This window comes from Pedococcus sp., from assembly GCF_036000045.1.
Lineage (GTDB): Bacteria > Actinomycetota > Actinomycetes > Actinomycetales > Dermatophilaceae > Pedococcus.
Genome location: NZ_DASYGF010000034.1, coordinates 1 through 20,408, shown reverse-complemented (window position 1 = coordinate 20,408; position 20,408 = coordinate 1). Strand labels below are relative to the sequence as shown.

Here is a 20,408-nt window from a genome sequence, read left to right as displayed (position 1 = left end):
GTATATCGAGAAGTACCACGAGGTGCTGCTGCACGTCTGGGAGTCGCGCACCCACGCCATCGCCGAGGCCATCCTCGTCACCTACTACCCGACCGTCCTGGCCAGCGGCGAGCTGCTCGAGGCGTCGGAACGCTGGCTCGCGGCGCACGGCTCCTCGGCTCCGGCCGGGCTGACGCGACTCGTGGCCGAGAACCGCGATGCGGTCGCACGCGCCCTGCGAGCCCAGGCCCGCGACAGCCGGGGCGCCCATGCCTGAGGCCTTCCTGCACCGCCTCGCGCAGCTCACCCCCGAGAAGGTCTGGGAATGGTTCCTCGGAGCACCGCTCCAGATCCTCGTGACGGTCATCGGCGCCGCCATCCTGCGATGGGTCCTGCTCCGCTCGATCGGGCAAGTCATCAATGTCACGATGGCCAAGTCCGACGCCCGACGCGCACGCGAGCCCGGCCGCGCGAGCAGGGCCCTTGCCCACGCCACCGGCCTCGACCGCGAGCGCCAGCGGCAGCGCACGCTCACCATGGCCTCGCTGCTCAAGAGCATCGTGACGTTCGTTGTCGCGCTGATCACGATCCTCACCGTCATGGCGATCATCGGGATCCCGCTCGCGCCGCTGCTCGCCTCCGCCGGTGTCGGCGGCGTGGCCCTCGGTTTCGGCGCCCAGAGCCTCGTGAAGGACTTCCTGTCGGGAATCTTCATGATCCTCGAGGACCAGTACGGCGTCGGCGACATCATCGACACCGGCACGGCCGTGGGGACCGTCGAGGAGGTCAGCCTGCGCGTCACCCGGGTGCGCGACGGGTCGGGCGTCGTCTGGTACATCCGCAACGGCGAGATCGTCCGGATCGGCAACAAGAGCCAGGGCTGGTCGACGGCCACGGTGGACATCCCCGTGTCGTACTCCGAGAACCTCGAGGCCGTCATCCCGCTGATCCGCGAGGTCGTCCACGCCGTCGACCAGTCGCCCCAGTGGCGGGACGTGCTGCTCGAGGAGCCTCAGGTCGTCGGCGTGGAGTCGATCGCCGGCGGGGTCGTGACCGTCCGGGTGGTGGTCAAGACCGCCCCCGAGCAGCAGTACGGCATCTCCCGCGAGATCCGCGAGCGCGTCAAGGCGTCCTTCGACGCTCACGGCATCAAGGCGCCGACGTTCGCCCCCTTCGGACCGGTGAGCCCATGACCATCGGACGAGACGCGCCCTTCGAGAGCTTCTACGACCAGGTCGGTGGGCACGAGACGTTCCGGAAGCTGGTCTCCGAGTTCTACCGCGGTGTCGCGGACGACCCTCCGCTGCGCGTCATGTACCCCGAGGAGGACCTGGGTCCTGCCGAGGACCGCCTGCGCATGTTCCTCGAGCAGTACTGGGGCGGACCGACGACGTACTCCGAGCAGCGCGGCCATCCTCGGCTGCGGATGCGCCACCACCCCTTCGCGGTCACGCCCACCCAGCGCGACCGCTGGCTGCACCACATGATGGCCGCCGTCGACTCGCTCGACCTTCCCCCCGCCAACGACCTGCTGCTGCGCGACTATCTGGAGCGGGCGGCATACTCCATGGTCAACACGCTGGAGGACTGAGCCGCACTCCCGAGAGGGCCCGGTCCACGAGGCAAGACGGGGATATCCCGGTTTCGTGTCAGAGCCCCGATAGTGGAGCATTGATGCCCGTGACTCGCTCCCTCTCCACTCACCTGATCCACCCTGCCGCCGCCGAGGATGCCGCCTGGTGGCGTCACGCGGTGATCTACCAGATCTACCCGCGGTCGTGGGCCGACTCCGACGGTGACGGCATCGGCGACCTGCCCGGTGTGACCGCCCGGCTCGAGTACCTCAAGGCCCTCGGCGTCGACGCGGTCTGGTTCAGCCCCTTCTACACCTCCCCCCAGGCGGACGCCGGCTATGACGTCGCCGACTACCGCGACATCGACCCCCTCTTCGGCACGCTGGCCGACGCCGACGCGATGGTGGCCAAGGCGCACGGCCTCGGACTCAAGGTGATCGTCGACCTCGTGCCCAACCACAGCTCCGACGAGCACGTGTGGTTCCAGGCCGCCCTGGCGGCCGAGCCCGGCAGCCCGGAGCGCAACCGGTACATGTTCCGGGACGGCAGAGGCGTCGACGGCAACGAGCCGCCGAACGACTGGCACTCCGTGTTCGGTGGCGACGGCTGGACCCGCGTCACCGAGCCCGACGGCACGCCCGGCCAGTGGTACCTGCACCTCTTCGACAGCAAGCAGCCCGACTTCAACTGGGACAACGAAGAGGTGCGCGCCGAGTTCGAGGCCGTCCTGCGGTTCTGGCTGGACCGGGGCATCGACGGGTTCCGGGTCGACGTCGCGCACGGCCTGGTCAAGGAGCCGGGCCTGCCCGACTACGACACCGAGCTGCACATCCTCGACGGCGAGCTCCAGCCCGGGGCGCCCAAGCCGCCGATGTGGGACCAGGACGGCGTCCACGAGGTCTACCGCGCCTGGCGCAAGATCCTCGACAGCTACGGCCAGCCCGACCGGATCCTCTGCGCCGAGGCCTGGGTGCGTCCCCAGGAGCGGGCCGTGCACTACGTGCGTCCGGACGAGATGCACCAGGCGTTCAACTTCGACTTCCTGCAGGCGCAGTGGCGGGCCGCCGACCTCCGCGAGGTCATCGGCTCCTCGCTGACCGCCGCCGACAGTGTCGGAGCGCCGAGCACCTGGGTGCTGTCCAACCACGATGTCGTCCGGCATGCCTCGCGCCTGGGCCTGCCGGTGGGCCAGCGGCGTCCCAACGGCATCGCCGCCGACGACCCGCAGCCGGACCGAGAGCTCGGCCTGACCCGGGCGCGTGCGGCGACGGCCCTGATGCTCGCGCTCCCTGGTGGCGCCTACCTCTACCAGGGTGAGGAGCTCGGCCTCCCCGAGTCCACCGACATGCCCGACGAGTTCCGCCAGGATCCGACCTTCGTCCGCAGCAAGGGCGAGGAGATCGGCCGCGACGGCTGTCGTGTCCCCATGCCGTGGGCCAAGGAAGCGCCGTCGTTCGGCTTCGGCCCGTCGTCGCAGTCGTGGCTACCGCAGCCGGCGGTCTACGGCGACTACGCCGTCGACCAGCAGGACGGCGTGGACGGCTCGACACTCGAGCTCTACCGCACGCTGCTGCAGGTGCGCCGCGCGCGCAGCCTGGGGACCGGCGGCCTGCAGTCGGTGGACGGTTTCGGTGACGACGTGGTGGCACTGCTCAACACCGGCCAGGGCGAGCAGACCCTCGTGCTCGCCAACCTGGGCGACCAGCCCGTGGCGCTGCCCGACGGCGCCACCGTGCTGGTGTCGTCCGGCCCCCTCACCGCGAGCGGTGAGATCCCGACCGACACCACGGTCTGGGCAGCACTCTGAGCGGTCCGGCGGCTCCCACGGCAGACTGACGACGTGGGAGCCGCCGACTTCGCGTACTTCGACGCCTCGACCCCGATCGGCCTGGCGCATCGTGGCGGGGCGAAGCTCGCCGCGAACCTGCGGCTTGAGAACACCATGGCGGCCTTCCGCGAGGCCGTCCGCCTGGGCTACCGCTATCTCGAGACCGACGTGCACGCCACGGCGGACGGCGTGCTCCTGGCCCTCCACGACCACCGGCTCGACCGCGTCACGACCAGTGCGGGGCTGGTGGCCCGCCTCCCGTATGCCGAGGTGCGCAGGGCGCGGATCAACGGCACCGAGGAGATCCCGCTGCTCTCCGAGCTGCTCGAGGAGTTCCCCTCGACGCGGTTCAACATCGACGTCAAGGCCCGCGGAGCCCTCGACCCGCTCGCCGAGGTGATCCGCCGGCATGACGCCCTCGACCGGGTCTGCGTCGGGTCGTTCTCGGACCGGCGGCTCCAGACCGTGCGGCGGCTCCTCGGCCCCCGGCTGGCCACGGCCGCGGGTCCGGCAGAGGTGGCGGCCCTGCGACTTGCTCCTGAGCACATCCTCCGGTGGCTGCGCTCCCCCGCGCCCGTCCTGCAGATCCCGACCGGGCACGTCGTGGCGGGCCGCCGACTCGACCTCGTGACGCCCGAGCTGCTGGATCGTGCCCACGCCCTCGGCAAGCATGTGCACGTCTGGACCATCGACGACGCCGCGGAGATGCACCGCCTCTTCGACCTCGGGGTCGACGGAATCGTCTCCGACCGCATCGACACCCTCGCCGCGGTGCTCGCCCAGCGCGGCGTACCCTTGCGCCAGTGAGTGCCCCAGCCCCGACGCGCACCGGTGTCTTCCACCCGGCATACGCGCTCGTCTCCCTGGCGTTGGTCGCCCTCATCACCGTCATCGCCTTCGAGGGCATGGCCGTCTCCACCGCCATGCCTGCGGCGGCACGCGAGCTGGACGCGGTCCGCTCCTACGGCCTGGCCTTCTCTGTCATGCTCACGACCCAGCTCCTCGGCATCGTGCTCGCCGGGGTGTGGTGCGACCGGTCCGGAGCATTGCCCTCGCTGTATGCCGGCCAGGCCCTCTTCGCCGCCGGCTGCGGCGTCTGCGGCGCTGCGCACTCGTTCGGGACCTTCCTCGTCGGGCGTGGTGTCGCTGGCTTCGGCGGCGGGCTGATCATCGTCGCGGCCTACGTCGTCATCGGGCGCGCCTACCCGGAGTCGTTGCGCCCCAAGGTGTTCAGCGTGATCTCGGCCGCGTGGATCCTGCCCTCGCTGCTCGGGCCGCCGATCGCGGCCTGGGTCACGTCGACCTGGTCCTGGCGCTGGGTCTTCTGGCTCGTCGTGGTGCCCGTCGTGGTGGCACTCCTGCTGGTGCTCGCCCGGCGCGGGCAGATCGCCGGCGCCGACGAGCAGGTCGAGGAGTCCAGCCGAGACCGCCGCGAGCACACTCGCGCGGCGTGGGCCGGGCTGCTCATCGCCGCGTCGGCGGGCGCGCTGGAGTGGGGCACTCGCGACCTCGAGCTGACCTGGTCCGTGGCGACCGTCGTCGCGTTGGTGGGGATCGTGGGCGTCGCCGCCAGTGCGCCGCTGCTGCTCCCGCGGGGCACCTGGCTCATGCGCCGAGGGCTCCCCTCGGTCATGATCGCGCGGTTCCTGCTGACATCGTCATTCTTCGGGACGATCACCTACATCCCGCTCATGCTGGTCAACGAGCGCGGCCTCTCGCTCGGCGCCGCAGGGACAATCCTGGCCGTGGGCTCGCTCGGCTGGTCGGCCGGCTCGTGGGTGCAGGGGCGCGACCGCTGGTCGGGCCGGCGGCACCGCTTGGTCTCCCTGGGTGGCGCACTGCTCTGCGCCGGCCTGCTCGCCGTCGTGGCCATCACCCACTTCGCCTGGAACCCCTACCTCGTGGGGGTCGCGCTGCTGGCCTGCGGCATGGGCATGGGGCTCGGCACCGCGAGCCTGTCGGTCCTCTCGCTGCTGCTGACACCGCCGGCCGACCACGGCTCGACGTCGTCCTCGCTGCAGCTCGCCGACGTGCTCGGCTCGGTGCTGGGAATCGCCTCGGCAGGCGCCGCGTTCGCCGCCCTGCACACGGCCGCCGGGCACGACGTCCCCGTGTATGTCGGCATGTGGCTGGCCCTGAGCGCCGTGGCGGCGCTCGTGGTGGTGGCGGGTCAGCGCATCAGGACGTGACCTGCCGGCGTCGACAGCCGCGTCCAGCGGCCGTGCGCCCACACCGTCGCCGCCGTTCCCTCGGGCACGAACCCCAGCACGTATGCCGCGAAGGCGCCACCCGTGCGCACCGGCGGGACGGTCGTGGTCGAGCGGCCCCACACCTGGCGTCGCAGCGCCGTCACCGCCTGTGCGCCGGCGTCGGCGGGCGCACCCTGGGCGATCTCCGCGATGCCCTGGCGCGCGGCCTCGACCAGGTCCTCGACAGCGACCGTACCCACCCGCTCCCAGCCGGCCCTGGGAGGCGCCACGGCCGACCACGGAACAGCCACGGTCATCGCAGGGACGGGCAGTCGGACCCCGGACGTGCGCGCGACGCGGTCCCCGACCGCGGCGAGCGCCACGGTGGTGTCGAGGGTCGTGGCCTCGGCCAGGGGCATGGTGCGCAGACCGAGGACGGCCCCGTCCCCCATGAGTCCGCTGCCCGGCAGCACGCCGACATAGGCCGCGAGGGTGGTGCCGTCGGCCTGGAGGCGGACGGCGCCGTCTTGGTCCGCGGCGCGCGCGCGGCCGACGAAGGTCCCCAGGTCAGCCAGGCCCTGGGCATCGGGAAAGACGAGCTCCATCAGCGTCGACGCCACCGGAAGGGCACCGGGTCACCCGAGTGCCGGTCCAGCACGGCCCGTAGTGCCTCGTCCATGCGGCGCGGGCGAGCCGTGGCGAAGTCGTAGAGGACCAGGGTCGTCTCGGCCCGTGCGTAGACCGTGTCGGGGTTCGACCGACCGTCGCGGACCTCGTAGGCCAGGTCGAAGCCAGCCCCGCCGATCCGGGTCGCCCACATCTCCACGACGATCGGCGGCACGCGGAACTGCAGTGGCGCGAGGTACTCGATCTCGTGTCTGGCCACCAGGATCCCCTCGGACAGGACTGACCGGTCCTGCCCGAACCAGCTCTCGAACCCGATCACCCGGGCGTCCTCGAGCAGGCGCAGGAACTGCACGTTGTTGACATGGCCGTAGGCATCCATGTCGCTCCACCGCAAGGGGACGTCGACGCGGTAGCGCTCGGCCGAGGCGGTCTCCGGCTGCTGGGGCATGTGGACATCCTGGCAGGGGTGTCGGCCACCCGGCATACGGTGGTCGGCATGGGAGCACCCAGCGAGACACTGACGCAGCCACCCACCGAGGCGCTGACGGGCCTGCACCAGCGCGCCACCGAGGTGCTGCGGCGGCTGGTGGGGCGCGCCGACGTCGACTTCCGCGAGGGCCAGCTCGAGGCCGTGGAGGCGCTGGTGGGGCGGCGCCGCCGGGTGCTCGTGGTGCAGCGCACCGGGTGGGGCAAGTCGGCCGTCTACTTCGTGTCGACCGTGCTGCGCCGGGCCGAGGGAGCCGGTCCGACCGTGATCGTGTCGCCCCTCCTGGCGTTGATGCGCGACCAGGTCGCGGCCGCCGAACGAGCGGGCATCCGGGCCGTGACGATGAACTCCGCCAACGCCGAGGAGTGGGGTCAGGTGTCAGCGGCGCTGGCGCGTGACGAGGTCGATGTCCTGCTGGTCAGCCCGGAGCGGCTGAACAACCCGCGGTTCCGTGAGGAGCAGCTGCCCGACCTCGCGCGGCGCTGCGGGCTGCTCGTCGTCGACGAGGCGCACTGCGTCTCCGACTGGGGCCACGACTTCCGGCCCGACTACCGTCGGATCCGCGACCTGCTCACCACGCTGCCGACCGACACCCCGGTGCTGGCGACGACGGCCACCGCGAACGCCCGGGTCGTCACCGACGTCGTCGAGCAGCTGGGTGCGGGCGGCCACGAGGTGCTGACCCTCCGCGGCGGCCTCGCGAGACAGTCCCTGCGGCTCGGCGTGATGCGCCTGGCCTCCCCGCAGCAGCGGCTCGCGTGGCTGCTGGCCCATCTCGGCTCGCTGCCGGGTAGTGGCATCGTCTACACGCTCACCGTCAGCGCGGCTGAGGACATCGCGGTGGCGCTGCGCGAGGCGGGACACGAGGTGCGGGCCTACACCGGCCGCACGGACCCCGCGGACCGTGAGCAACTCGAGGCGAGCCTGCGCGACAACGAGGTCAAGGCGCTCATCGCGACCTCGGCGCTCGGCATGGGGTTCGACAAGCCCGACCTCGGGTTCGTGCTGCACCTCGGGGCACCCTCATCGCCGGTGGCGTACTACCAGCAGGTCGGGCGTGCGGGCAGGGCCACCGAGCGGGCCGACGTGCTGCTCCTGCCGGGGCCTGACGACAAGGACATCTGGGCCTACTTCGCCTCGGCCTCGATGCCGCAGCAGGAGCAGGCCGATGCCGTGCTCCGCGCCTTGGCGGAGGCCAGCAGGCCGCTGTCGACGGTGGCGCTGGAGGCGATGGTCGACATCCGGCGCACGCGGCTCGAGCTGTTGCTCAAGGTGCTCGACGTCGACGGTGCGGTCCGGCGGGTCCCCGGGGGGTGGACCTCGACGGGTGAGCCGTGGACCTACGACGTCGAGCGGTACGCACGGGTGAGCCAGGCTCGGGTGCGCGAGCAGGAGCTGATGGTCGCCTACGAGCAGGCCGACACGTGCCGGATGGCGTTCCTGCAGGAGGCCCTCGACGACGACACCGCGGAGCCCTGTGGGCGCTGCGACTCGTGCGCGGGTCCGTGGTTCCCTTCCGAGATCCCGGACGTGGCGCTGACCACCGCTCGCGGACGGCTGGAGCGCGCTGGGGTCGAGCTCGAGCCGCGAGCACAGTGGCCGTCCGGCATGGAGCGCCTCGGGGTCCCCCTCAAGGGCAGGATCGCGGCGGACGAGGCGATGTCCGCCGGCCGCGCGGTCGCGCGGCTGACGGACCTCGGCTGGGGCCAGCAGCTGCGCACACTGCTGCGTGAGCCAGACACTGCGGCACCCGAGGCGTTGCTTCAGGCGTGCATCCCGATCCTTCGCGACTGGGACTGGAGCGAGCGGCCGGCCGCCGTCGTCACCGTCCCCTCGCGGCGGCGCCCGCAGCTCGTCGAGTCCGTGGGTCGCGGCATCGCCCAGCTCGGGCGGCTCGAGTGGCTGGGCTCGCTCGAGCCGGTCGCGGGCGGCCCGGTCGGGGAGGCCGGCGGCAACAGCGCCTTCCGGCTGGCCGGCGTCTGGGGCCGGCTCACAGCAGGGTCGGCACTCCGCGACCGTCTCCGAACGCTCGACGGTCCGGTTCTGCTCGTCGACGACGTCGCAAGCTCGCGATGGACGCTGACCGTCGCCGCCCAGGCCCTTCGTCAGGCCGGGGCGGCGACAGTGCTCCCGTTCGTCCTCGCCATCGACGGCTGAGGCGAGGCTCAGCCGTCGATGCAGCTCAGCGCGTCAGGCGACAGCGGCAACGGGCTCGACGGCGACCAGAGCCTCTACTGCGGCCAGCAGCCGGCCCACGACCTCTTCGTCACCCAGGACGTCGACGTCGATCGAGGTCTGCGACACCGCGATGTGATCGGGGGCGACCGCACCGGCGATCGTCGCCGAGTGGCGCGCGTGCTCGTGGGCCCACTTGCCGCCATACGGCGTGGGGGTGGCACCGACCACGGCGAAGGGCTTCCCCTTGATGGCGCCGCGGCCGTACGGGCGGGACAGCCAGTCGATGGCGTTGTTGAGCACGGCCGGCATCGTGCCGTTGTACTCCGGCGTCACGGCCAGGACGCGGTCGGCGCTGGCGACGAGGTCGCGCAGCCGCTGAGCCGCGGCAGGCACGTCGGCGCCGTCGAGGTCCTCGTTGTAGAACGGGATCTCGCCCAGGCCTTCGGCGATCTCGACCGAGACGCCCTCGGGGCTGCGCTCAACGAGCTTCTCGGCGATCTGGCGGTTGAGCGAGTCGGCACGCAGGCTTCCTACGAGGACGACGATGCGGATGTCAGACGACTGGGACATCTAGGACCCTTTCGGGGAGAAAGTTCGGGGGACGCCTTCGTAAACGGACCATAGTCCGTTTACATTCCCCGCAGGTCAGAGGCGCCTCGCTGCCTAGACTGCCGCCATGTCGAGCACGCCGCTCTCGCTGCTCGGGGGCCCGCCACCCGAGCGTGCCGACGCGGCCCGCAACCGCGAGGCGCTGCTGGCTGCTGCGAGCCGCCTCGTCGAGCGCTGCGGCGTCGATGCCATGACCATGGATGCGGTCGCCCACGAGGCAGGCGTCGGCAAGGGCACCGTCTTCCGCCGGTTCGAGAGCCGGGCCGGCCTGATGGGCGCTCTGCTCAACCAGCTCGAGGCCACCTGGCAGAGCCTCGTCATCAGTGGCCCCCCACCCCTGGGCCCGGGCGCCGCCCCGATGGACCGGCTGCTGGCGTTCGGCCGCTCCCGGCTGGAGTACAACCTCAGGGCGGCTCAGCTCATCGCCGCATCGGGTCAGATCGGACGCGGCTCGCTGGCGGCGCGCTCGTTCACGGCCCAGCACGTCGTCCACCTACTCGGCCTGCTCGAGGTCCGGGGTGACCGGGCCTTCCTGGGCCTGGCGCTACTGGCCCCGCTGGAGAGCGTCGTCGTCGAGCAGGCCATGTCCAGGGACGGCTTCCCAGTCGAGCAGTTCATCGCCGGCTGGCAGGACCTCGCTCGCCGCATCGTCGCCAGCTAGGACCTCCACCGTCAGCAGCGGCAGGAACACCTGCACGATCGGACCGATCAGCACGGCATACAGCACCGTCCCCAGTCCCACGACGCCGCCCATGGACCACCCCACGGCCAACACGGTCAGCTCGATCGTGGTCCGCACCAGCCGGAAGCTCCGGCCCGTCCGGCGCACCAACCCGGTCATGAGACCGTCGCGCGGCCCGGGGCCGAACTGGCTGCCGATGTACAAAGCACCCGCGAGGCCGTTGAGCACGATTCCCCCAAGGAGCAGCCCGGATCGAGCCGGCATCCCCGTGGGGGCCCCGAGCAGTGCCAGCGTGGCGTCGGTCGCGAGCCCGATCACGACCACGTTGGCCACGGTCCCCAACCCCGGCCACTGGCGCAGCGGGATCCAGAGCAGGAGCACGAGCACCCCGATGATGATCACCACCGTGCCGAAGCTCACGGGGAGGTGCTGCGCCACCCCGTAGTGGAAGACGTCCCAGGGGTCCAGGCCGAGCCGCGAGCGCACCATCATGCCCATGGAGACGCCATACAGGGTCAGGCCGAGGGCGAGCTGGACGAGGCGGCGCACGGTCCGTCCGGCGCGCAGCTGCTGCATCGGGGTCAGGGGTGCGAGGCTCGTCCTGGTCATAGGGTCAAGATTGGCTGGCATTGGCCTGGTTTTCCATAGCCAATCGTGCGAAAGTGGCCTTCATGGTGTCACCCGGCATGGCGTCCCGCAGCATCTCCGCCTCCCGTCTGGTTCCCATGCTCGGCGCCGCACTCGAGGTGACCCCCGCCTACCGAGGTCTCGCCGATGCGCTCCGCCTGCTCGTGGCGGACGGGCGGCTCCCGTCCGGCACGCGCCTGCCCAGCGAGCGCGACCTCACCACCGCGCTGTCGGTGAGCCGGACCACCGTCTCCCGTGCGTATGCCGAGCTGCGCGACCGCGGCTTCCTCACCTCGCGGCAGGGCTCGGGCAGCGTGGTCACGCTGCCCGGGGGCGCCGCCGGCCGGGGGCGCGGCACCGCCCTGGAGCCGTCCTCGGAGTCTCTTCCGGGCGACGTCATCGACCTCACCTGCGCGGCCATGAGCGCACCGGTGGGCACCGTCGCCGCGTACGAGCGCGCGGTGGCCGAGCTGCCGCGCTACCTCGGTGGCACCGGCTACCACCCCCTCGGCCTGAGCACGCTCCGGGAGGCGCTCGCCGCGCGCTATACCGAACGCGGACTGCCCACTGCCCCCGACCAGGTCATGGTGACCACCGGCGCCCTCGCGGGGCTGGCCGTGACGGCCCGGGCGGTGCTGGCGCCAGGCGACCGCGTGCTGCTGGAGCACCCGACCTACCCGAACGCCATCGACACCCTGCGCCGCAGCGGGGCCCGTGCGGTCGCCCTGCCGCTCGAAGGCAGTGGCTGGGACATCGCGGCGGCGGACGCCGCGCTGCGCCAGACGGCACCTCGCGCGGCCTACCTCATCCCCGACTTCCACAACCCGACAGGCGCGCTGATGCCCGACGCCCAACGCGCCGAGCTCGGACGCGCGCTCGCGGGCTCCCACACGGTCGGCATCGTGGACGAGACGCTGGTCGACCTGGCCCACGATGCAGCGCTGTCGATGCCCCGCCCGCTCGCGGCGTACCACCCGCGCACGGTGACCCTGGGCGGCGCCAGCAAGTCCTTCTGGGGCGGACTGCGGATCGGCTGGGTCCGGGCGCCGCGTGAGCTGATGCCCGCGCTGGTGAGCGCGCGCCTCACCCTCGACCTGGGGGCGCCGGTGCTGGAACAGCTCGTCCTCGCCGACCTCCTCGAACGGCGGCAGGGGCTCCTGCGTGAGCGCCGCGCCGCGGTGGTGGCGACCCGTGACGTGTTCGTCAGCGCGCTGCGAGATCGCTTGCCGCAGTGGCAGTTCCGTATGCCGCAGGGCGGCCTCTGCCTCTGGGCCGAGCTCCCGGAGCCGCTCTCGACGCCCCTGTGCGCGGCTGCGGACCAGCGTGGTCTGGTCCTGGCGCCCGGATCGCAGTTCGCGGTCGAGGGAGGTCTGGAGCGCTACCTCCGACTCCCCTTCACGGGTCACTCTGCCGAGATCGTCACCCAGGCCGTGGATCGCCTGGCACTCGCCTGGGACGACGCCCTCTCGGGACGGCCCGCTCGCTCGGCGCGCTCACCCCTGGTCGCCTGAGGCGCGCCCGCTAGGGTCGGGTCGTGACTTCTGAGAACCCTGCCGGGTCCAACGCGCCCTCCGACTCAGCGGTCGACCCGCTGGCCGACCCGCTGACCGACCTGCTCGACACCCTCGACCTCGAGGAGCTCGGCACCGCGCGGATCACGGTCGAGGGCGTGGGCGACTCCACCGAGTTCGGCGAGTCCGGGGCAACGGTGTTCCTCGGTCGCAGCCAGCGGATGCCCCACGGTCGAGTGTTCGGCGGCCAGGTGCTGGCCCAGTGCATCATCGCTGCCGGTCGCACGATGGCCGACGTGGACGACGGCGACGGCCCGAGGCGGATCCACTCTCTGCACGGCTACTTCATGCGACCCGGCGACGACACCCAGCCGATCCGCTTCGCGGTGGAGCGGATGCGGGACGGCAGGTCGTTCTCGACGCGGCGGGTCCACGCCATCCAGGACGGCATGCCCATCCTGTCGATGATCACGTCCTTCCAGGAGCAGGCCGGCGGCCTGGACCATCAGGACCCCATGCCCGACGTCCCGGGGCCAGACAGCCTGACCTCGCTGGGGAGCCTGCTCGATGGCATCGACCACCCCGGAGCCCGTCACCTCGTCAACCGCCCTATCGAGCTGCGTCACGTGGAGGGCAACCTGTTCGTGACGCCCGTCGCCGAGCCCGTCGCGCGGCAGAGCGTGTGGATGAAGGCGATCGGCCGACTCCCCGACGACCCGCTGATCCATGCCGCGGTCCTCGCGTACGCGTCCGACTACACGTTGCTCGAGCCGGTCCTACGCCGTCACGAGCTGATGTGGAGCGACCCCAGGCTGCGGCCTGCCAGCCTCGACCACGCCATGTGGTTCCACCGCCCCGTGCGGGCCGACGAGTGGATCCTTTACGACGAGGAGTCGCCCTCGGCGTCCGGCGGCCGGGGCCTGGGGCTGGGCCGGATGTTCGCCGCGGACGGCACCCTCGTGGCCACCGTCGCCCAAGAGGGCATGGTCCGCGTCAAGGAGTCCTGAGGCGGGGTTGCCGCCGAGCTGGACCTGCGACGTGCCGGGAGACCTACGTACCCGATGCCGTCGGGGCGACCCGCACCACGGCCACGCTCTGCGGCGGCAGGTGCAGGCCGTCGCGCTGCACCTTGGTGCGCTCGGGGTCCCAGGCGAGTACGACCTCGACCGTCGTCCCCTCGCTGCCCGCCTCCGCCGATCCGGAGGCCCCACCCGCGGCCGTGGCCGCACCAGCGGCTCCACCCGCGACGCCCCGCAGCGGAACGTGCCAGCGCGAGGACCCCGAGAGGTTGACCACGGTGTGCAGGGTCCCGCGCCGGACGACCAGCCACTGGGCGTCCTCGTCGAAGTCGACCTCGACGCCATCGAGGTGACCATCGGTCAGCTGGCACTCGTTACGCCGCAACGCGATCAGGTCGCGATACCACTGCAGCATCCGAGCATGTCCCCGCTCGTCGAGCTCCTGCCACTGCAGCTGTGAGCGGCGGAAGGTCTCCTCGTCCTGCGGGTCGGGTACGTCGTCCCAGGACATGCCGTGTGTCGCGAACTCACGTCGCCGGCCCTCGGAGACCGCCGCGCTCATCGCCGGGTCGTCGAAGTCGGTGAAGAACTGGAACGGCGTCGCCGCTGCCCACTCCTCGCCCATGAACACCATCGGTGTGAAGGCGGAGGTGAGGTACAGGGCTGCGCCGATGGCCTGCTGCCCCGGCGTCGCGAGGGCGCTGATCCGCTCTCCGCGCGCACGGTTGCCCACCTGGTCGTGAGTCTGCAGATAGCCGAGGAAGCGACGCCCGTCGACCTTCGCCCGGTCGACCGGGGCACCCCAGTCGCTGCCCCGGAAGCTCGACCACGTGCCGTCGTGCAGGAAGGCGCGGGTCAACGTCTTCGCCAGCACCGCGAGCGGTCCCCCGTCCGGGAGGGCGCGACAGTGACCGGCGAAGTCGCGGTAGTAGCCCTGGGTCTCACCGGTCAGCACCACATGGAGCGCGTGGTGGACGTCGTCGTCCCACTGGGCGTCCATCCCGCGACCGCCCTCGGCGACAGCCGCCACCATGACGGCGTCGTTGAGATCGCTCTCGGCGACGAGGGTCAGTGGCCGGCCGAGCCTGGGCGCGAGGGCCTTGACCTCGTCCGAGAGCTGCTCCAGCAGATGCCGGTCCGAGTCGTCGTGTAGCTCGTGGACGGCGTCGAGGCGCAAGGCGTCGATGTGGAAGTCGGCGAACCATCGCAGGGCGTTGTCGACCACCCAGCGGCGCACGTGGAAGCTGCCCTCACCGTCGAGGTTGAGCCCCTCACCCCACGGCGTCGGGTGGCGGTCCGAGAAGTACGGACCGAACCGCGACAGGTAGTTGCCCACCGGCCCGAGGTGGTTGTAGACGACGTCCAGACACACGCCGAGGCCCCGGCCGTGACAGGCGTCGACGAAACGCTGCAACGCCGCTGGGCCGCCGTAGGCCTCGACGACCGCCCAGGGGCCCACGCCGTCGTAGCCCCAGTTCCAGCGTCCGGGCCAGGCCGCGACCGGCATGAGCTCCACGACGTCGACGCCAAGGTCGACGAGATGACCCAGCCGCTCCTGCGCGGCGTCGAGGGTGCCCTCGGGAGTGAAGGTGCCGACGTGCAGCTCGTAGACGACCCCTCCGAGCAGCCCCGCGCCGTGCTGCGGCCCGGCCCACGTGGCGTCGTGCCACGGGTAGGCCCCCGCGTCGAACCAGCGGCTGGGCGCATGCACGCCGTCGGGCTGCCACGGCGTGCGGGGGTCGGGGGTCGGCTCCCCGCCGTCGACGCAGAACGCGTAGTCCAACTGTGGGTATGCCGCGTCGGAGCTCCTCGCGGCCGGCGCCTCCCAACGCCACCAGCCGTCACCCTTGGGCTCCATCGCGTCGCGCCGCGCGGGCGCCCCGTCAAGCGACCACTCGACCTGAACGACACCGGCGGTCGGCGCCCAGACAGTGAGCTCGGGCGTGGGATGTACGGGTGCGGGATGGTGGTGGGGCTCAGGCGTGTTCATCGCGGACCAGGCTGCCATGCCGGACGAGCAGGGCGACGGGGAGGTCCGCCAGCAGGGCGTCGAGACGCGCCTCGCCGTCGGCGTCGGTCGTCACCGACCGGCCCGTGAGGGCGTCCTCCCACGCACCGGTCGGCAGGCGGACGACACCGTCGCCCCAGCCTCCGGTCGTCGTGAGGCGCTGAGCGAGTCGGGTCGCGACGGCGACGAGGTGGATGCCTTCCCCGTCGCCGCGCCCCAGCGCAAGCGCGTGGTCCGTGGAGGTGGGCACCGCGGCATACGTGGCTCCGGGGGCGGTGAACCACTCGGGGTGGTCGCGGCGCAGGCGCAGCGCGCGTGAGGTGACGAGCAGCTTCTCGTCGTCGAGGTCATCCGGGGCCGCGCCACCGTCCAACCGGGTCAGACGCTCGCGGCATGGCCCGAAGTCGACGGGGCGACGGTTGTCGGGGTCCACGAGCGAGAGGTCGACGAGCTCGGTGCCCTGGTAGACGTCGGGCACCCCGGGCATGACCAGCTGGACGAGCTTCTGCCCGAGCAGCACGGCCCGAGCAGCGTCGGCAGTGCGCGACACCCACTCCTCGACGTGGGCGGCGATAGCCGTGTCTGTCGTCACCGCCTCGACCCACGCGCTGACGGCCGACTCGTAGCCCTCGTCCGGGTCGAGCCAGTCGGTGTGCAGCTTGGCCTCACGGATCGCCTTGGTGGCATAGGTCTGCAGCCGCTGGGCGCTGATCGGCCAAGCCCCCACCAGCGTCTGCCACAGGAAGTACTCGGTCGCCGCGTCGAGAGCAGGCCGGCGCTGCGCCTGCACCAAGTCGCGCGCGCGCAGCACCCATGTGCGCCACTCGTTCGGCAGCTCGGACAGCACGGACAGGCGCGCTCGCACGTCCTCCGAGCGCTTGGTGTCGTGCGTCGACAGCGTGGTCATGGTGGTGGGCCAGGACTCGAGCTGGTGGCCGGCGAAGGCGTGCAGCTCCTTGGCTCCGACACCGAACCGAGCCGGGTCCCCGCCGACCTCGTTGAGACCGGTGAGCCGCGCGTAGCGGTAGAACGCAGTGTCTTCGACGGCCTTGGCCATGACTGGCCCGCACGTCTGCTGGAACCTCACCATGAGCTCGTCACGCGCCGCTTCCGAGCCGGCGCCTGCCTGGGGCACCGTGCCACCGGCCGCCAGCTGGCCGACCAGCGCGAGAGCGTCGAGATCGCCATCCTCGAGGTATGCCGCGGCCCGCGCCTCAGCCTGGGCGAGCACCTGCAGCTGTGCGGGGTCGGCCGGCCCACCGGGCGCGAGGTAGGCGCGGTAGCGGTCCATCGCCACGAGCAGCGCCTCGAGGGCGCGTCGCAGGGCAGCCTGGTCCTCGCCGGGCAGCACTCGCACCAGCAGCCGCATGAGGCGGTTGACCTCGGCGGCCTGGACCTGCGCGACGACCTGTCGTTTCGCCGCCTGCACCATCACGGAGAGGTCCTGCGGCTCCCCCGCCAGCTCGGTCAGCAGGTCGTTCAGGGGCTCCGCACCCGCCGGGTCGACGAACACCTGCTGCACGCGCAGCAACGTGTCGTAGCCCGTCGTCCCGGCACACCGCCAGTCGTCCGGGAGCTGCTCGTGGCCCTCCAGGATCTTCTCGGCGACGACCCAGGCGTCGCCGGTCGCTTCGGCGAGCATCGCCAGGTAGCCGGCCGGGCTAGCGAGCCCGTCCGGGTGGTCGATGCGGAAGCCGTCGATGGAGCCGGCCCGAAACTCCTCGAGCAGCAGCCGATGCGACTGGTCGAAAACCTCGGGGTCCTCGACCCGGATCGCCGCCAGAGTGGTCACGTCGAAGAAGCGCCGGTAGTTGAGACGGGTCCCGCCCTCGCGCCAGTCGCAGAGCCGATAGCACTGCGCTGCAACGAGATCGGCCAGCTCCAGCGACTCGGTGCCGGGCCGGACCGGGAACACGTGGTCGTAGTACCTCACGACCACCTCGTCACCGTGACGCCCCCCGTCCTTGTCCAGGGACAGCTCGCCCGCCGCGAGCACCGCCTCCAGGCTCTGCCCGAGCACGGGAACCAGGACGCGCCCGTCCTCGGCGTCCCAGTCCACGTCGAACCAGCGCGCGTGGTCGGACTCACGCCCGTCGCGCAGTAGCAGCCACCAAGGGTGGTTGAGCCACGCCGGCGTCGGGGTCGTCATGTGGTTGGGAACCACGTCCACGACCAGGCCGAGCCCGTGGGCGCGCGCCGCGGTCGCCAACGCGTCGAAGCCTGCCGCCCCACCGGCCTCCTCGTTGAGCACGTCATGGCTGACGACGTCGTAGCCATGCGTCGACCCAGGAGCCGGCTCGAGCACCGGGGAGAGGTAGGCGTGCGAGATCCCCAGCGCCGCAAGGTAGTCCACCTGCTGGGCGGCCTGCTCGAACGTGAACGCCGGCTGGATCTGGAACCGGTACGTCGAGGTCGGCACCACGCGCCCAGCGGGCGGGCGGTGGGCGACGGGGGCAGACGGCATACGGCTCGTTGTGTCGTGGCTGGCCACGCGGCTCACCTCCTGGCTATCGCGGCTCCGGCGGGCGAGCCGGATGGCGCGGGCCGGGGGCAGCACAGCACGACGGTGCTCCGGTGCTGGGCCACCACCGTGTCACCCGGCGCGTGCGTCGTCGCCTCGATCTGCTCCTCGGCGGCGGTGTCGACGAGGACGTGCCAGCCATCGCCATAGTCGGCGGGGGGCAGGGTGAACTCGATCGGCTCGCTGTGCGCATTGAAGATGATCAGGAAGTGGTCGTCGACGACGTGCTGGCCACGGGCGTCCAGCTCCTCGATCTTCTGGCCGTTGAGGAACACCATCATCGAGCGGGCGTAGCCGTTGGCCCAGGACTCCTCGTCCATGTGGTTGCCACCGGGCTCGAACCAGGCGATCTCGCCGATCTCGCTCTCGCCACCGTGGGCCGCCGAGCCCGCGAAGAACCGGCGACGGCGGAGCACCGGATGGTCACGCCGCAGCTGCACGAGCCGCTGGGTGAACGCCATGAGGTCCAGCTGAGGCTGCTCGAGATCCCAGTTGACCCACGAGATCTCGTCGTCCTGGCAGTAGCCGTTGTTGTTGCCCTGTTGCGTGCGGCCGAGCTCGTCGCCGTGCAGGATCATCGGCACACCCTGCGAGAGCAGCAGCGTCGCAAGGAAGTTGCGCTGCTGGCGCAGACGCAGGGCGAGGATCTCGGGGTCCGTCGTCGGGCCCTCGACCCCGCAGTTCCACGAGCGGTTGTGGCTCTCGCCGTCGTTGTTGCCCTCGCCGTTGGTCTCGTTGTGCTTCTCGTTGTAGGACACCAGGTCCCGGAGCGTGAAGCCGTCATGTGCGGTGACGAAGTTGATCGACGCGATCGGCTTGCGACCGCTGTGCTCGTAGAGGTCGCTGGACCCGCTGATGCGCGAGGCGAACTCGCCGAGGGTCGCGGGCTCGCCGCGCCAGAAGTCGCGGACCGTGTCGCGGTACTTGCCGTTCCACTCGGTCCACAGCGGGGGGAAGTTGCCGACCTGGTAGCCGCCGTCGCCGACGTCCCACGGCTCGGCGATCAGCTTGACCTGGCTGACGACCGGGTCCTGCTGCACCAGGTCGAAGAATGCCGACAGGCGGTCCACCTCGTGGAACTGGCGGGCCAGGGACGACGCCAGGTCGAAGCGGAAGCCGTCCACGTGCATCTCGGTGACCCAGTAGCGCAGCGAGTCCATGATCAGCTGCAGCACGTGCGGGTGGCGCATCAGCAGGCTGTTGCCGGTGCCGGTCGTGTCGTAGTAGTGCGCCCGGTCGTTGTCCACCAGCCGGTAGTACGAGCTGTTGTCGATCCCCCGGAAGGCCAGCGTCGGGCCCATGTGGTTGCCCTCGGCGGTGTGGTTGTAGACCACGTCGAGGATGACCTCGATGTCCGCCTCGTGCAGGGCCTTGACCATGGCCTTGAACTCGGTGACCTGCTGGCCCCGCGTCCCGTAGGCCGCATAGGCGTTGTGCGGCGCGAGGAAGCCGATGGTGTTGTAGCCCCAGTAGTTTGACAGGCCCCGGTCGAGCAGGTGGGAGTCCTGGACGTACTGGTGCACCGGCATGAGCTCCAGCGCGGTGACCCCGAGGTCCGTCAGGTGGTCGATGACCGCCGGGTGAGCGATCCCGGCGTAGGTGCCGCGGATCTCCTTGGGGACGTCCGGGTGGCGCTGCGTCAGCCCCTTGACGTGCGCCTCGTAGATCACGCTCTCGTGGTACTCGTGCTCGGGAGCGCGGTCCTGGCCCCAGTCGAAGAACGGGTTGGTGACGACCGACAGCATGGTGTGGCCGAGCGAGTCCTGGGTGTTGCGCGGGGCGTCGCCGTTGGCGTCGGCGTCCTTGAAGCGGTAGGAGAAGAGCGACTCGTCGCCGTCCACCTGGCCGTCGATCGCGGTCGCGTACGGGTCGAGCAGGAGCTTGGCCGGGTTGCAGCGGTGGCCCTCCTTGGGCGCGTAGGGCCCATGCACGCGGAAGCCGTAGCGCTGGCCGGGCTGGATGCCTGGCACGAAGGCGTGCCAGACGAAGCCGTCGAGCTCGGGCATGTCGACCCGGGTCTCCTTGCCGGAGTCGTCGATCAAGCAGAGCTCGACCCGGTCGGCGACCTCGGAGAACAGGGCGAAGTTGACCCCTGTCCCGTCGAACGTCGCGCCGAGGGGATAGGGCTTACCGGGCCAGGTCTGCATCACGAACTCTCTGCTGGAGGGCAAAAGCGACGTCAGCGTCGCGCGGCCCGCGGGCTCAGGGCTGCCCGAGCGTGCCGCCTTGATTGTGCCCGACGTCGGCCTCAGCCGCCTGCGGCCCTGCACAGGCCGGGCCGGGCTCAGCCTGGCAGAGCGCGCCCGACCACGGCCTGGACGTCCACGCCGGGCGGCAGCGCGCCGAAGGTCGACCCGCCCTGGCCGAGCACGCGGGTACGCACGAACGCGTCCGAGACGGCGGTCGGCGCGTACCGCACCAGCAGGGAGGCCTGCAGGGCCGTGGCGAGCCGCTGGACCGTCCACCGGGCCCCCGCGGCGTCGTGCACCGTCGCCGGGTCGGCCAGCAGGGACTCGAGGTCCTTGGTCGCGCGGTCCAGGTCGCTGTTGCCGCCGCCCGCCGCCCGGAT

General features: G+C 71.5%; 17 protein-coding genes and 1 pseudogene. 10 read left to right on the top strand and 8 right to left on the bottom strand.

Annotated elements, in window-relative coordinates:
- The 6 genes from VGN50_RS06505 to VGN50_RS06480 all read left to right on the top strand — a co-directional run.
- The coding region (locus VGN50_RS06505; RefSeq protein ID WP_327443893.1) for a hypothetical protein at positions 1-256 on the top strand (256 nt) is incomplete at its 5' end.
- Positions 249-1,172, top strand: a complete 924-nt coding sequence (locus VGN50_RS06500; protein ID WP_327443892.1) for a mechanosensitive ion channel family protein — start codon at positions 249-251, stop codon at positions 1,170-1,172. The genes VGN50_RS06505 and VGN50_RS06500, both read left to right, overlap by 8 nt.
- Entirely contained in the window at positions 1,169-1,570 is a 402-nt protein-coding gene (locus tag VGN50_RS06495) for a globin (protein ID WP_327443891.1), read from the top strand. Before VGN50_RS06500 ends, VGN50_RS06495 begins: the two co-directional genes overlap by 4 nt.
- 83 nt (positions 1,571-1,653) lie before the next feature.
- Entirely contained in the window at positions 1,654-3,360 is a 1,707-nt protein-coding gene (locus tag VGN50_RS06490; RefSeq protein ID WP_327443890.1) for a glycoside hydrolase family 13 protein, read from the top strand.
- A gap of 33 nt (positions 3,361-3,393) precedes the next feature.
- Positions 3,394-4,188 carry a glycerophosphodiester phosphodiesterase gene (locus tag VGN50_RS06485; RefSeq protein ID WP_327443889.1) on the top strand — a complete coding sequence of 265 codons (795 nt, stop codon included), beginning with the start codon at positions 3,394-3,396 and terminating at the stop codon, positions 4,186-4,188.
- Complete coding sequence (locus VGN50_RS06480; protein ID WP_327443888.1) at positions 4,185-5,570, top strand: MFS transporter; 1,386 nt, start codon at positions 4,185-4,187, stop codon at positions 5,568-5,570. The genes VGN50_RS06485 and VGN50_RS06480 overlap by 4 nt, the downstream gene beginning before the upstream one ends.
- Here VGN50_RS06480 and VGN50_RS06475 read toward each other — a convergent pair.
- Positions 5,552-6,190 carry a hypothetical protein gene (locus VGN50_RS06475; protein ID WP_327443887.1) on the bottom strand — a complete coding sequence of 213 codons (639 nt, stop codon included), beginning with the start codon at positions 6,188-6,190 and terminating at the stop codon, positions 5,552-5,554. The genes VGN50_RS06480 and VGN50_RS06475 overlap by 19 nt on opposite strands.
- A complete protein-coding gene (locus tag VGN50_RS06470; RefSeq protein WP_327443886.1) occupies positions 6,175-6,645 on the bottom strand; it encodes an acyl-CoA thioesterase in 471 nt (156 codons plus the stop codon). The genes VGN50_RS06475 and VGN50_RS06470 overlap by 16 nt, the downstream gene beginning before the upstream one ends.
- Before the next feature lie 48 nt (positions 6,646-6,693).
- Between VGN50_RS06470 and VGN50_RS06465 the strand changes: the two genes are divergently transcribed.
- Positions 6,694-8,841, top strand: coding sequence for a RecQ family ATP-dependent DNA helicase (locus VGN50_RS06465; RefSeq protein ID WP_327443884.1), 2,148 nt, complete (start codon positions 6,694-6,696; stop codon positions 8,839-8,841).
- Positions 8,842-8,874: 33 nt separating this feature from the next.
- On the opposite strand, the gene VGN50_RS06460 is transcribed toward VGN50_RS06465, so the two are convergent.
- Positions 8,875-9,432, bottom strand: coding sequence for an NAD(P)H-dependent oxidoreductase (locus VGN50_RS06460; RefSeq protein ID WP_327443883.1), 558 nt, complete (start codon positions 9,430-9,432; stop codon positions 8,875-8,877).
- Positions 9,433-9,538: 106 nt separating this feature from the next.
- Here VGN50_RS06460 and VGN50_RS06455 point away from each other — a divergent pair, with 106 nt between their 5' ends.
- A complete protein-coding gene (locus VGN50_RS06455) occupies positions 9,539-10,132 on the top strand; it encodes a helix-turn-helix domain-containing protein (protein ID WP_327443882.1) in 594 nt (197 codons plus the stop codon).
- On the opposite strand, the gene VGN50_RS06450 is transcribed toward VGN50_RS06455, so the two are convergent.
- Positions 10,016-10,762 carry a hypothetical protein gene (locus tag VGN50_RS06450; RefSeq protein ID WP_327443881.1) on the bottom strand — a complete coding sequence of 249 codons (747 nt, stop codon included), beginning with the start codon at positions 10,760-10,762 and terminating at the stop codon, positions 10,016-10,018. The genes VGN50_RS06455 and VGN50_RS06450 overlap by 117 nt on opposite strands.
- 62 nt (positions 10,763-10,824) lie before the next feature.
- On the opposite strand from VGN50_RS06450, the gene VGN50_RS06445 reads away from it, so the two are divergent.
- Both VGN50_RS06445 and VGN50_RS06440 read left to right on the top strand, forming a co-directional pair.
- A complete protein-coding gene (locus tag VGN50_RS06445) occupies positions 10,825-12,291 on the top strand; it encodes a PLP-dependent aminotransferase family protein (RefSeq protein ID WP_327443880.1) in 1,467 nt (488 codons plus the stop codon).
- A gap of 23 nt (positions 12,292-12,314) precedes the next feature.
- Positions 12,315-13,298, top strand: coding sequence for an acyl-CoA thioesterase II (locus VGN50_RS06440; RefSeq protein WP_327443879.1), 984 nt, complete (start codon positions 12,315-12,317; stop codon positions 13,296-13,298).
- A gap of 43 nt (positions 13,299-13,341) precedes the next feature.
- Here VGN50_RS06440 and treZ read toward each other — a convergent pair whose 3' ends face one another.
- The 4 genes and pseudogenes from treZ to VGN50_RS06420 form a co-directional block, all read right to left on the bottom strand.
- Positions 13,342-15,300, bottom strand: coding sequence for a malto-oligosyltrehalose trehalohydrolase (gene treZ / locus VGN50_RS06435; RefSeq protein ID WP_327443878.1), 1,959 nt, complete (start codon positions 15,298-15,300; stop codon positions 13,342-13,344).
- Complete coding sequence (gene treY / locus VGN50_RS06430) at positions 15,287-17,809, bottom strand: malto-oligosyltrehalose synthase (RefSeq protein ID WP_327443877.1); 2,523 nt, start codon at positions 17,807-17,809, stop codon at positions 15,287-15,289. Before treY ends, treZ begins: the two co-directional genes overlap by 14 nt.
- A gap of 5 nt (positions 17,810-17,814) precedes the next feature.
- On the bottom strand, positions 17,815-19,986 hold the full coding sequence (glgX, locus tag VGN50_RS06425) for a glycogen debranching protein GlgX (protein ID WP_327443876.1): 2,172 nt from the start codon (positions 19,984-19,986) through the stop codon (positions 17,815-17,817).
- A gap of 137 nt (positions 19,987-20,123) precedes the next feature.
- Positions 20,124-20,408: pseudogene (locus tag VGN50_RS06420) on the bottom strand (DNA alkylation response protein); the annotation flags it as partial.